This is a genomic window from Anoxybacillus sp. TBDG-1 (assembly GCF_054815885.1).
Genome location: NZ_JBTZSY010000008.1, coordinates 1 through 12,646 on the forward strand (window position 1 = coordinate 1; position 12,646 = coordinate 12,646).

Below are 12,646 nucleotides of genomic sequence, written 5' to 3' on the forward strand. Positions count from 1 at the left end.
GCTGTTGTCGGGCTTCCACGCTACGTCCCATTGTCTCTAGCTGTTTCGACTGTTCTAGCGCACGAGCCACTTTCTCTCCTTGCTCTGCTGGTAACGTACGAGTCACCTCTCTCACTTGTGGCTCTACTGCTTTCACATTTGGGGCGTTTTCGACTTGCTTCCGCACCTCTGCCACTTGTTTCAGCTGGGCTTCTTTTGTTTCTACCTTTGGTGCTGGGGTATTCGCTCGTACAGCTTCTTTTGCTGTTCGTACGACGTCCGAAACCACTTCTTCCTCCACCGCACGTAATGCTTGCACGAGCTGTTGACGCGCTTCCACGCTGCGTCCCATTGTCTCTAGCTGTTTCGACTGTTCTAGCGCACGAGACACTTTCTCTCCTTGCTCTGCTGGTAACGTACGAGCGACCTCTCTCACTTGCGAATCCACCGCTTTCACCGTCGGGGTAATTTCTGCTTGCTTCCGCACCTCTGCCACTTGTTTCAGCTGCGCTTCTTTTGTTTCTACCTTTGTCGCTGCAGTATTCGCTCGCAACGCTTCTTTCGCCTCTTGTAACACTTCAGTTGTGACTGCTTCTTCCACTACACGTAATGCTTGCATCAACTGTTGACGCGCTTCCACATTGCGTCCCATTGTCTCCAGCTGTTTCGACTGTTCTAGCGCACGAGCCACTTTCTCTGCTTGCTCTGCTGGTAACGTACGAGTCACCTCTCTCACTTGCGCCTCTACTGCTTTCACATTTGGAGCGTTTTCGACTTGCTTCCGCACCTCTGCCACTTGTTTTAGCTGGGCTTCTTGGCTGTCTACTTTTATCGCTAATGCGTTCGTGCGCAACGTTTCTTTCATTTCTACTTCTGTTCGTATATCCGTTTTTTGTCCCACTGCTCGCAATGCTTGAATGAGATCAGTTTTCGTCTTTTCTCCTAGTCGTTCTACACGTTCAATCGCTTCATATAATTCATTCGCTTCAATGCGTGGCAACACCGTTTCTTTCAACTGACGAACAGCATCTTCTATCGAGCGAGATGTGCGAACAATTCGTTTCGCTTCATCCATCGCTTGTTTTTGTGCAGCTGGAGACGGCCGTACCGACACATCTTCTGTTTTCTCAACAGAAGCAAACGCTTCAAGCAATCGCTGTTTGGCGCTAAGTGGCTGGCCTGAGCGATACAACTGTTCTGCTTCTTGTAACGCTGGACCGAGCGTTTGACGAACGACATCACTCTCTTTTGCAATAGTGAGCGCTTTTGCAACGATCGGCTCACGTTCGATTTGTTGACGTACAGTTTGTAGCTGTTTTCCTTGCGTTGTTGCTCGTTCAGTTTGTACATAATCTATTCTCTTTTCATTCGCCTCTGCCAAAGCAACAGCTTGCATGATGCGACTGCGGGCAAACATCTCGTGTCCGCGCTCTTTTAACAACGTCGCCTCTCGAACGGCTTTTGTGATTTCGTCATGTCCGTTCTCCTCTGCAAACTGCTTTGCCGATTCAATCGCACGATCAATGTTTCGCTCTCGTTGCAGTTGTGCACGTAGCTCACTGACCGTTTGCGACCGTTGCTTTGCGATTGGAGTAAATGAAAAATGTTCATCAATCGCCCGAACGATATCATGTAACGACTCGCTTAACGGCTTGCCGTGGAGCGCTTCATGAACCGCTTGTAACTGCTTCATCGTCATATCAAGCTTTTTGCTTGCTGCGATTTGAATCGTTTCTAACTTTTGTTCAACCGTTCCTTTTCCTTCTGCTAAAAACGTGCGTAACGACTCCACCGTTTCTCGAGTGAGCGGCAATTGCTTTTGTGCTACCATCGTCACCGCCTGGCGAAGTTCAGGCGTTTCAAACGTTTCAGATGATGATGTGGAGGTCGGTGTCACAATCTTTCCTTCGACAATATCCCCATCACTACCGGTTACTTGTACTTTCACTCGTCCAGACGGCGGCACGTCACCTTCAAAACGAAACCGAATATCGACACCTCGCAATTGCACGATCGCTTCTTTTTCACCTACTTGTTCTTTCACAACTGCTTCGTACACATCTCCTGCTTTTAACGTCACAGTCGTTGAAGATGACGATGTCGAGCGATAATGTCCGTATCCGCGAATTTCCATAACGACTCATCTCCGTTCTCCAATATTCCTATTTTTTATATCGACCATCGGTACGATGTTTTCAATGGGAGTTTGTTCCCAACTATGAGCGGATGAGCGTAAAAGAAGAAATGTCACGTGCCCCTGCTGCATAAAGAACGTTGGCCGCTTCATGCACCGTTGCCCCTGTCGTATAAATATCATCAACGATGACAATGCGCTTTTCGGCTACATCTTCTCCTGTCAAACAAAACTTGCGCCCGACAAAACGTTCACGCCTCGTTTTTTTCGATTGTTTTTCATCATCAATACGTCGCAAGGCAAAAATCATTGGCAATGATAGAAGCGAAGCGATTGCTTCTGCTTGATTAAATCCGCGTTCAGCTAATCGAGAAGGGCTAAGTGGAATCGGTACGAGGAACACATCGGAAGAAAAATGTTCGTTAAACACAGCACAAACATCATGGCGAAATGCTTCAACGAGCGCATAGTCTCCTCGAAATTTAAAACGATTGATCACTTCTTTCATCCAGTCGTCGTATATATAGACGGAATAGTTTTGTTTCAAGGCGCTTTTGCGCTGTTTCCACTTTATACAATCGGCACATATCGGTACGTCACTTAAACGGCTACATCGTTCACAACGATTTCCTTCAAGGCGAATAAAGCGAGCTCGACAACGCGGACAACAAACATCCGCTTGACGAAGCGTGAAAAGCATAGCAAACGATATCGGAGGCATCCATTCATCATGACAAATGAGACACTTCATTTGTCAATCAACCCTCGCTTTCGTGCTTCATCGTTCATCCGTATAATATGGCGCTTTGCTGCTACCATCGCTTTCGTTTTTCCGAAATGAAAAAAACGAACATCACCTGTTGGATATTGCGCGCTTCGACCAACACGTCCAGCGATTTGCACGAGCGCACTCTCTGTAAAAATCGGTTGCTCTGCACCTAACACAGCAACGTCAATGTTTGGGACCGTTACCCCGCGCTCTAAAATGGTCGTTGTGACAAGAAGAGGAATTTTTCCACGCCGAAAAGCAAGCACTTTTTCCTTTCGTTTCGGATCTTCAGCATGTACCCCTTCAATGTGAGGATGAAATTGTTGTAAGAATGTAACAACTTGTTGTAAAAAGTCAATGTGAGGAACGAATAAAAAGGCTTGTTTGTTTCTTTCGAGATGCTCGTTTACCCATCGAACAACACATGAAGGCAACTGCTTGTGGCGCCACTTTTTTTGCCAGTTGCCGCACCATTCAAAGGTAGGGACAGGAAGCGGATGACGATGATACCGAGCGGGAATTGTCACCGCTTTTCGTTTTCCGCTTGTTACTTCACGTTGCCATTTTTCATTTGGGGTTGCGGTTAAATAAATGAGTGGGGAGTTCGGTTTTCGGGCGCGTTCGACCGCATAGGAAAGCATCGCATCCACACTATACGGAAATGCATCGACTTCATCGACAATCATCACATCAAAAGCGCGATAATACCGAAGCAATTGATGGGTCGTTGACACCGTCAGCGAAGCGAGCTTGCCACGGTCTTGGCTACCGCCGTATAACGCTGCGATATCGACAGACGGAAAAACATTTGCAAGGCGCGGGGCTAACTCCAATACGACATCTGTACGCGGAGCAGCAAGACAGACGCGCTTTCCTTGCGACAACGCCATATTCATTCCTGCAAATAGCACTTCTGTTTTTCCGGCTCCACATACCGCCCAAACAAGCAAAGATTCGTTTTGATCAATCGCATGACAAACTTCATCGGATGCGAGTTGTTGAGCTGGAGATAATTGACCGTTCCATTGTAGCGGTGAAGAAAAAGAGATGGAAGGAGTAGAGCCAGTCCAAATGACGAGCGGATTGCATTCGCTACATCGCCCCATCATTATACATTTACGACAATACGTACATATACGTCCACAACGAGCGCACGGAAAAGAAGCAAAAAGCTGTTGGTCCTCGTTGTCGCATCGCACACAACGATAACCTTTTTTCGTTTTGACGATGCTTTCAACAATTTGAACATAGTTCTCATCATAAGGAAAAGAAAGTTCAGACTTTAGCAACTGTTTGCCTGCCATATACAAACAAATCACCCCCAACAAAAAAGAAGTGGACAAGTCGCCCACTTCTTTTATTCGCGCTAGTCAAAAAAATTCCTGTTTACTTTTTATACCAACCAAATCCCATCGCACCTTCTCCTAAATGCGTGCCGATAACAGGTCCGAAATAGCTAAGGAAAAATTCAACGTGCGGATATTGTTGCTCGAGCTTTTCTTTCCATGCGCGTGCTTCTTCTTCACGGTTCGCATGAATAATGACCGCACGCATAGGAACGCCGAGCATCGCATCTTCCGCAAATAGCTCTTCCATTCGGCTTAACGCTTTTTTACGTGTACGAATTTTTTCAAACGGAACGATCACTTTATTAACGAAATGCAAAATCGGTTTGACTTGCAGGAGGCTGCCGATAAACGCCTGTGCGCCGCTTAATCGACCGCCGCGCTGCAAATGCGATAAATCATCGACCATAAAATAAGCGCGCACCGATCGTTTCATTTCATCTAACCGAGCAATAATCGCTTCCGGATGCGCACCTGCTTGCGCCATTTCGGCTGCTTCGATCGCATAAAATCCTTGCATCATGCAGCTAATTTCTGAATCATATGCATATACACGAATGCCTTCGACCATTTGACCAGCCGCAACCGCTCCTTGATACGTTCCACTAATACCGCTTGATAAATGAATCGAAATGACCGCATCATATTGTTTCGCAAGCTGTTCGAACGTTTCAGCAAATAGTCCAATCGGCGGCTGTGATGTTGTCGGCAGTTGTTCACTCGTTTTCACTTTATCAAAAAAATCTTCTGCGCTTATATCGATTTCTTCTCGATACGTCTCCGTTCCAAAAACGACACTCAAAGGAATGATATGTATATTCAACTGTTCGCGAATATGCTTTGGGATATACGCTGTACTATCCGTTAAAATCGCCGTCTTCATCGCTTCTACCTTCCTTGTCCAAATTTTTTCCTATTTGCATTGTACTACATTACAACTACGATTGCATTGAAAAAGGTTGTCGAATCGATTTCGACAACCTTATTTCACTTCGACCCAGCCGTTTTTAATCGCAACGACAACCGCTTGGGTACGGTCGTTGACGTTTAGTTTTTGTAAAATATTGCTCACATGGTTTTTTACTGTTTTTTCACTAATATAAAGCGCATCAGCAATACCTTTGTTGCTTTTTCCATCCGCCAATAGCTGCAACACTTCACATTCCCGACGTGTCAATAAGTGATACGGACGGCATACGTCTTGTTTTTGTTTTTCTTGTCCTGCCCCTTCTTGCGCAATGAGGCGACGATATTCTTTTACAAGATTGTGCGTCACTTTTGGATGTAAATACGAACCGCCTTCTGCGACGACACGAACCGCTTCAATTAAAGCGTCGGCATCCATTTCTTTTAATAAATAGCCCATCGCACCAGTTTGCAAAGCGTGCATGACATAGCTTTCATCATCATGGATGGACAAAATGATAACTTTCGTATCCGGATACGCTTCAATGAGCTGACGAGTCGCCTCTACACCGTTTACATGAGGCATATTAATGTCCATAATGACGACGTCTGGCTTATATCGTTCTACAAGCGTTAGCGCTTCATTGCCATCGCTTCCTTCTGCAACAACTTCAAAATCTTGTTCAAAATCTAAAATACGTTTAATTCCTTCTCGAAATAACTTATGGTCATCAATTAACACAATGCGCGTTTTCATTGTTGTTCCCCTTTCCCTTCTGTCTTACGGAGCGGAATATGCATCGTAACAATCGTTCCACGTCCAAGTTGTGAGTAAATATGTAGATTTCCTTCCAGCCATTCGATACGCTCACGCATACCCATTAATCCGAACGCTTTTTCTTTTTTTTCATTCGGATTAAATCCTTTTCCGTCGTCTTTGACGACAATGAGCAGACTATCTTTTTTTAGCTCCATTTTTACTTGAATCGTCTTTGCCTCCGCATGCTTTAGCGCATTTTGCACCGCTTCTTGCACGAGACGAAAAATAGCAACTTCAAAGCGATCAGATAAACGCCTCACTTCTCCCATATATGTAAACGTAATCGTTGTTTTATGATATTCTTCGATCGTCTGTAAATATTTTTTTAACGTCGGAATTAAACCGAGGTCATCAAGCGCCATCGGACGTAAATCGTAAATGATGCGGCGCACTTCATATAACGCGGAGCGAACCATTTTTTTTAAATCGCGCATTTCACGAATCGCTTCTTCCGCACCGCGCTCACGATAAATGCGCTCAATCAAATCAGAACGCATAATGACGTTCGCAAGCATTTGCGCAGGTCCATCGTGAATTTCCCGCGACAGGCGCTTCCGTTCTTCCTCTTGCGCTTCAATAATGCGAAGCCCAAATTCTTGCTTCTCGTTGGCACCAACAATAAATTCACTCAGTTCGCGAAAATCTCCATTTAAATAGTTAAGCACAACGGTCACTTGACCAATTAAATGATCCGCTCGCTCAATCGTTTCTTTCACAGCGGCTAGCCGTCTTTCTAGGTCATCACGACGTTGCCGCAATTGCTTTTCCCTTTCTTGTGCCATAGCTAGTTCCATTTGGAGCGAATGAGCTTTCTCGTACGCTTGTCGAATTTCAGCTTCCGTATAGAGCGAGAAATTTTTGCTGACATCGGATAATCGTTGTCGCGCTAAACGTGCTTTCATTTCTAATTTATCCGTTTGAGCGATGACACGTTTTACTTCTTCTTTCGTTTGTCGCATCTCTTCAAGCAGTCGCTCATGTTCTTTTCGCGATTGTTCACTAATATGAAAAATCTCCGCTTTACTTTTGTCAACCGTTTCAATCATTTTTTTTACAATTCGGTCCAGCTCTTTTGCGTTTATTTTCTTATTGGACATATACACCACCTAAAGAAAAAATGACCAAAAGTCAATAAAAATAACTTTTCTGACTTTTATTCGAATGTTATTCTTACTTTGAACATTTGATATATCGTTTTATAATTTTTATTATAGCACGTTTCGTCTATTTCCATCAGCATTTTTCGACAACAAACGCACAACATTCCAAATAAGCATTTGAGGTGATTACACTTTGTTAGAGGCATACTATACGGTAAAAGGATATGGAGAGGCAGAAATGGTCATTGAAAAATCGCGCTTTATTTGTTATGTCGAACGAGCGACAACAGAAGAAGAAGCCGTTCGCTTTATCCAACAAATGAAGAAAAAACATTGGGATGCGACACATAACTGCTCTGCGTATATCATCGGCGAACATGACCATATTCAAAAAGCAAACGATGATGGGGAACCAAGCGGCACGGCAGGCGTTCCAATGCTTGAGGTGTTAAAAAAGAAAAAGCTAAAAGATACGGTCGTTGTCGTCACACGATATTTTGGCGGCATTAAACTCGGCGCTGGCGGTCTTGTGCGTGCTTACGGCAAAGCGGTAACCGAAGGACTAAAAGCAGCAGGCATCGTCGAACGTAAACTCATGCGCATCATGCATACAACCGTTGACTACACGTGGCTTGGGAAAGTGGAAAATGAATTGCGCGCCTCCACATATACAATTAAAAACATGCATTATGCGGAACACGTGACGATTGACACATATGTCGAGGAAAAACAAAAAGACGATTTCCGCACATGGATGACAGAGCTGACCAACGGAAAAAGCACGATTACAGAAGGCGAACACGTATATGTAGAGTTTGATGTAAAGGGATAAAAAATTTTCGTTTACGACTGCATAAAAATTTTGTAAAATGATGATTGTTTACATGTCGATATTTGTTGAACTTTTAAAAAAGGGGAACGACTATGCAAAATAGACGAGCATATATGAAAAAAAAGAAGAAAAAGCGAAAGAAAATATGGACTTTTGTGTTGCTCCCATTACTTCTACTTCTTATCGGCGGAGGAGCATACGCGACGTTTCTTTTCAATAAAGCGCAATCCGTCATCCAGCAATCATTTGAACAAATTGATGGACGCGAAAAATCAGAAAAACGAATGAAAGAAGTGGATCCAAACTCAGACAACATTTCTGTTTTATTTATTGGGGTAGACGATAGCAGCATTCGACAAAAGAAAGGAATGGGCGCGGTACGTTCCGATGCGCTTGTCCTTGCAACATTTAACGTGAAAGATAAAACGGTTAAATTGCTTAGCATTCCGCGCGATTCTTACGTTTATATTCCAATCGAAAAAAAATATGATAAAATTACGCATGCCCACGCATACGGTGGGGTAAAAGCAACAGTTGAAACAGTCGAAGAATTACTTGATATTCCAGTTGATTATTACGTTAAAATGAATTTTGAAGCGTTTGTTGATGTTGTCGATGAACTTGGTGGCATTGAATTTGATGTTCCTTATGAGCTGCGCGAAATGGACTCAAAAGATCGCAAAAATGCGATTCATTTAAAACCGGGCTTACAGACATTAAATGGGGAAGAAGCGTTAGCACTTGCAAGAACACGTAAATATGATAACGACATTGAGCGCGGCAAACGCCAGCAAGAACTGATGAAAGCGATTTTCAAAAAAGCGATGAGCATTCATTCATTAACGAAATTTGACGATATAATGGAAGCTGTCGGTAAAAATATGACGACAAACTTAACATTCGAAGAAATGAAAGGTTTCTTTGCTTACGCAACAAAAGGAACAGGGGCAAACATCGAAACGCTTCACCTCAAGGGAGAAGATGCACGTATTAGTGGCGTATATTATTACCGACTTGACGAGGTAACAGTAGATGAAATTAAACAAACGTTAAAGACACATCTCGATGTATCATCTTACCAAGCAAGAACGGAACAATTCGCGCAAGAAAAATAAGAGGGTGTCCAGCGAGACACCCTCTTATTTTTATGAAATTTTTCTCATACCACGAACCATTTTCAGTAGCGGGCGATAGTCTTTCCCGACAAGCCCAATTTTCTCAACCACAAGCTCAACGACAAGTAAAACGAACGCGATAACGAGCAACGCCCCAAACATCGTCGCTTTCGATAACACAACAGCAGATACACCGAACATCGCTGCCATACCGTAAATAATGAGCACCGTTTGACGATGGCTATAGCCAAGACGCAACAAGCAGTGATGCAAATGCGATTTGTCTGGCGCCGATAACGGCTGTTTGTTGACGATGCGTCGCACAATCGCAAACAGCGTGTCCGAAATAGGTACCCCTAAAATGAAAATCGGGATAATCAACGAAAACACCGTAACATTTTTAAAGCCGAGAAGCGATAAAACCGAAATCATGTATCCTAAAAACAACGCACCTGTATCGCCCATAAAAATTTTGGCAGGATGGAAATTATATAAAAGAAAACCGAGCGTGCTTCCGAGCAATAATAAACTCATTGCAAAGACGAACACATACGTATTCCCCATCGTCGCCGCCATTCCGGCAATCGTCACAAGCGCAATTGACGACACACCAGCGGCTAAACCGTCTAAGCCGTCAATTAAGTTAATCGCATTTGTAATACCAATAATCCAAAGCATCGTAATCGGAATACTTAATAACCCAAATTCCAAATGACCACCAAACGGCAAGTTAATGAAATCAATACGAATGCCACCGTATATCACAACAATTGCTGCAATGATTTGACCGAGCAACTTCCATTTTGGTGACAGCTCATATATATCATCAAGCACGCCCGTTAATACGATGATCGTCGCACCAATAACGATCGCTGTCGCATATGGACTAGCTGGTTGTAATACAAAATAACCGACGATAAAACTAATAAAGATCGCTAATCCGCCTAAACGTGGCATAATTTTTTGATGAACTTTCCGCTGGTTTGGCTTGTCTGTTGCACCAACACGAAACGCCAACCATTTGACAACAGGCGTAATTAACACAGCTACAACAAAACAAAGAAACAAGGTGAAATAAACCATAGGAAACCTCCCTATTTGTTAGCATTCCCGATTTTTCAATCCATTATCGTTTAAAAAGTAACACTTTCTACCATCTTTTCTCACAAACCTATCAGACATTATACCATAAATTTTAAAATCGACAAATGGAAAATAGAAAACTAGAATTTTGTTACATTTTCGTCCTTTTTGTTGAAATCATTTGTTATAATGTGAGATAGATAGAGTTAGGGAGGAGAAAATCGGTGAAAAAAAGAACGATCGTTATCATGTTGCTTGCAGCAATGTTGACCGTATCTGCATCAAAAACGCTAGCAAATAGCGAACCCGTTTTAGCAAGCGTCGAATGGGTACTATCAAAAATTAATCCGTTAAATGACCGCATCACAAAGCTTGAGCAGCGCGTTCAGCAACTCGAACAAGAAGTAGAAAAGCTAAAACAACAGTTAGAGGCGGCGAAATAATGATGAAAAGCATTCGATGGATCGTAGTCGCTTTTAGCCTGTTTCTTTTTATCCCAACATCCGTTGATGCTGCGTCATATCCAACTCCCGTAAAGGTAAAACTATTGCCGACAGCAACGTTTCTTGCAACAGTGAATGGAAACTATCAGCTTATTGATTTAAAAACGAAACAAGTCATTCCGTTTACAAATCCAATAGCATTTTCGCAAACGAATGGGGCGGTTGTTGCCACGATCAACGGTTCTTCTTATACATCAACAAGTGGCTTTTTATTAGATGAAGTGACAAGAAACGATCAACATGACGTCACAATCGGCAGCATTCAACAAGCAAACGGCACATCAGCACCTGTGAAATATCGCGGTTCTTTTGAAATTACTCCGGGGGCGACCGCACCAAACTTATTTAATACATTAGATATGGAAGATTATTTAAAAGGGGTTGTTCCCGGAGAAATGCCATCATCTTGGCATAAAGAGGCGTTAAAAGCCCAAGCTGTGGCGGCTCGCAGCTATGCGTACGCCCAATTAAAAAGATCATCGTTTTTACAAATGACCGTCGCAAGCCAGGTGTACGGAGGAAAATCAAAAGAACAAGCGGCATCAACAGCAGCAGTTAATGAAACAGCGGGCGTATATGCAACATATCAAAACGAACCGATTTCTGCATATTTTCACTCCAGTTCTGGTGGAAACACAGAAAATAGCGAAAATGTCTGGAGTAGCACCGTTCCGTACATTCGTTCTGTTTCCGATCCGTATGATCGCCATGCAAGCAACCCACATTACGGATGGAATGCAAAAGTAGTAGCGAATACAGTCTCTTCAAGATTTAAACTAACAAATGAGCAAGTTGTGTCGCTTCGTGTAACGCAAAAAACAAATGTCGGAAGCGTTCAACAAATGGAAGCGATCGTGTATAACCCAACAACAGGACAAAAACGAGTCGTACAAGCTCGCCCTTCTTTCGTTTCATCTGCTGATGCGTTTCGTTCATTTTTCGGCGTCTCATTAAAAAGTATTGCCTTTGACGTCAAAGGAAATGCAAATGTAAAAGTCAAACGAGCAGATGGATCCGAACAATCCGTTGATCATATTGCAGGTTACACGCTTCAAACAAATAGCGGTCAAACAATCATAACAAATGGAAATGTTTCGATTCGTACAGAAAACGAGACGATGTACTATCCAACCGCTCCGACTGAGTTCACATTTACAGGCGATGGATGGGGACATCGACTTGGCATGAGCCAATGGGGTGCGCGCTCGATGGCAGAAAAAGGATTTACGTACGATCAAATTTTAAAGTACTATTATAAAGGCATTGAAGTGAAAAAAATCAAATAGGCTGTGCATGTGCACAGCCTATTTGATTTGTATCGCGCGATGCATAAATGTTGCAAAATGAGCGCGCGTCGTTGGTTGCTCTGGATAAAAATAACCGTTACTTCCTTCCGCAATGCCGTGTTGGGAAATGATGCGAATTTCTAATGCACCTTGTGTCCGATCGTGAACATCTTTATACCCTGCATACGGAGCAGATGTTGCTTGCAAACGAAAAGCACGTTGAATAATCATCGCCATATGTTGACGTTTCATTGACTCTTGCGGGGCAAAACGATTGTTTGGATACCCTCCAACAAAACCTGCCTCGTAAGCTGTCATAATTTCACGGGCAAACGGATGAGAATTTGGTACATCGGCAAAAATCGATGGCTTGTTCGACAGCGGCAGTTGAAACGCCCTGACAAGCATCGCAGCAGCCTGTGCACGGGTAATCGCTTGGTTTGGAGCGAACAACCCATTCCCTACACCACCAACAATATTTTCACGATATAAACGGGTGACTGGTACATACGCCCAGTGACCGACTGGAACATCTTTAAACACTTGTGGCGATTCCGCAGCTGTTTTTATTTTTGCTAGCTGTTGTTCGAGTTGCTTCATTTTTTCATCGATTTGATTTAAACGGCTATCCGTATCTGTTAACTGTTGTTCCGTCCATGGCGCTGTTGCTATTTCTTGTTCTTCGCTTGCCCCCGCATGTTTCTGCTCGCACGCTGCTAGTAAAAGCACGCTAACAGAAACAACGGAGAGAATCCATCTTCTCACCTTCCCAC

At 43.4% G+C, this 12,646-nt stretch carries 11 protein-coding genes and 1 pseudogene; 4 read left to right on the plus strand and 8 right to left on the minus strand.

The window, feature by feature from the left end:
• From ACYQY7_RS03950 to ACYQY7_RS03975, 6 genes and pseudogenes are all read right to left on the minus strand, one after another.
• Positions 1 to 2,113 (minus strand): annotated as a pseudogene (locus tag ACYQY7_RS03950) (metal-dependent peptidase); the annotation flags it as partial.
• An 82-nt stretch (positions 2,114 to 2,195) separates the two neighbouring features.
• Complete coding sequence (locus ACYQY7_RS03955; RefSeq protein ID WP_461200826.1) at positions 2,196 to 2,864, minus strand: phosphoribosyltransferase family protein; 669 nt, start codon at positions 2,862 to 2,864, stop codon at positions 2,196 to 2,198.
• Positions 2,861 to 4,186: a DEAD/DEAH box helicase gene (locus ACYQY7_RS03960; RefSeq protein ID WP_461200867.1), complete on the minus strand. Its 1,326-nt coding sequence runs from the start codon at positions 4,184 to 4,186 to the stop codon at positions 2,861 to 2,863. The genes ACYQY7_RS03955 and ACYQY7_RS03960 overlap by 4 nt, the downstream gene beginning before the upstream one ends.
• 82 nt (positions 4,187 to 4,268) lie before the next feature.
• Entirely contained in the window at positions 4,269 to 5,111 is an 843-nt protein-coding gene (locus ACYQY7_RS03965; RefSeq protein ID WP_461200827.1) for a DegV family protein, read from the minus strand.
• 99 nt (positions 5,112 to 5,210) lie between these two features.
• Positions 5,211 to 5,891, minus strand: a complete 681-nt coding sequence (locus tag ACYQY7_RS03970) for a response regulator (RefSeq protein WP_461200828.1) — start codon at positions 5,889 to 5,891, stop codon at positions 5,211 to 5,213.
• The gene (locus tag ACYQY7_RS03975; protein WP_461200829.1) at positions 5,888 to 7,051 is read right to left on the minus strand and encodes a sensor histidine kinase; all 1,164 of its coding nucleotides are present in this window, start codon (positions 7,049 to 7,051) and stop codon (positions 5,888 to 5,890) included. Before ACYQY7_RS03975 ends, ACYQY7_RS03970 begins: the two co-directional genes overlap by 4 nt.
• 196 nt (positions 7,052 to 7,247) lie before the next feature.
• On the opposite strand from ACYQY7_RS03975, the gene ACYQY7_RS03980 reads away from it, so the two are divergent.
• Both ACYQY7_RS03980 and ACYQY7_RS03985 read left to right on the plus strand, forming a co-directional pair.
• Positions 7,248 to 7,886 (plus strand): YigZ family protein, encoded by a 639-nt coding sequence (locus tag ACYQY7_RS03980; RefSeq protein WP_461200830.1) that lies wholly within the window; start codon positions 7,248 to 7,250, stop codon positions 7,884 to 7,886.
• Between the two features lie 92 nt (positions 7,887 to 7,978).
• Positions 7,979 to 9,001, plus strand: coding sequence for an LCP family protein (locus tag ACYQY7_RS03985; RefSeq protein WP_461200831.1), 1,023 nt, complete (start codon positions 7,979 to 7,981; stop codon positions 8,999 to 9,001).
• Positions 9,002 to 9,031: 30 nt separating this feature from the next.
• Here the strand turns inward: ACYQY7_RS03985 and ACYQY7_RS03990 are convergent, their stop codons facing one another.
• Complete coding sequence (locus tag ACYQY7_RS03990) at positions 9,032 to 10,084, minus strand: glycosyltransferase family 4 protein (protein WP_461200832.1); 1,053 nt, start codon at positions 10,082 to 10,084, stop codon at positions 9,032 to 9,034.
• Between the two features lie 224 nt (positions 10,085 to 10,308).
• On the opposite strand from ACYQY7_RS03990, the gene ACYQY7_RS03995 reads away from it, so the two are divergent.
• A complete protein-coding gene (locus ACYQY7_RS03995; protein WP_461200833.1) occupies positions 10,309 to 10,527 on the plus strand; it encodes a hypothetical protein in 219 nt (72 codons plus the stop codon).
• Between the two features lie 2 nt (positions 10,528 to 10,529).
• On the plus strand, positions 10,530 to 11,873 hold the full coding sequence (locus tag ACYQY7_RS04000) for a SpoIID/LytB domain-containing protein (protein ID WP_461200834.1): 1,344 nt from the start codon (positions 10,530 to 10,532) through the stop codon (positions 11,871 to 11,873).
• An 18-nt stretch (positions 11,874 to 11,891) separates the two neighbouring features.
• Here ACYQY7_RS04000 and ACYQY7_RS04005 read toward each other — a convergent pair whose 3' ends face one another.
• Positions 11,892 to 12,638 (minus strand): S-layer homology domain-containing protein, encoded by a 747-nt coding sequence (locus tag ACYQY7_RS04005; protein ID WP_461200835.1) that lies wholly within the window; start codon positions 12,636 to 12,638, stop codon positions 11,892 to 11,894.
• Positions 12,639 to 12,646 lie beyond the last annotated feature (8 nt).

Coding starts and splice junctions, on each gene's coding strand:
- ACYQY7_RS04000 (WP_461200834.1), top strand. CDS start 10,530: ATGAAAAGCATTCGATGGATCGTAGTCGCTTTTAGCCTGTTTCTTTTT.
- ACYQY7_RS03965 (WP_461200827.1), bottom strand. CDS start 5,111: ATGAAGACGGCGATTTTAACGGATAGTACAGCGTATATCCCAAAGCAT.
- ACYQY7_RS03975 (WP_461200829.1), bottom strand. CDS start 7,051: ATGTCCAATAAGAAAATAAACGCAAAAGAGCTGGACCGAATTGTAAAA.
- ACYQY7_RS03990 (WP_461200832.1), bottom strand. CDS start 10,084: ATGGTTTATTTCACCTTGTTTCTTTGTTTTGTTGTAGCTGTGTTAATT.
- ACYQY7_RS03955 (WP_461200826.1), bottom strand. CDS start 2,864: ATGAAGTGTCTCATTTGTCATGATGAATGGATGCCTCCGATATCGTTT.
- ACYQY7_RS03970 (WP_461200828.1), bottom strand. CDS start 5,891: ATGAAAACGCGCATTGTGTTAATTGATGACCATAAGTTATTTCGAGAA.
- ACYQY7_RS03960 (WP_461200867.1), bottom strand. CDS start 4,186: ATGGCAGGCAAACAGTTGCTAAAGTCTGAACTTTCTTTTCCTTATGAT.
- ACYQY7_RS03985 (WP_461200831.1), top strand. CDS start 7,979: ATGCAAAATAGACGAGCATATATGAAAAAAAAGAAGAAAAAGCGAAAG.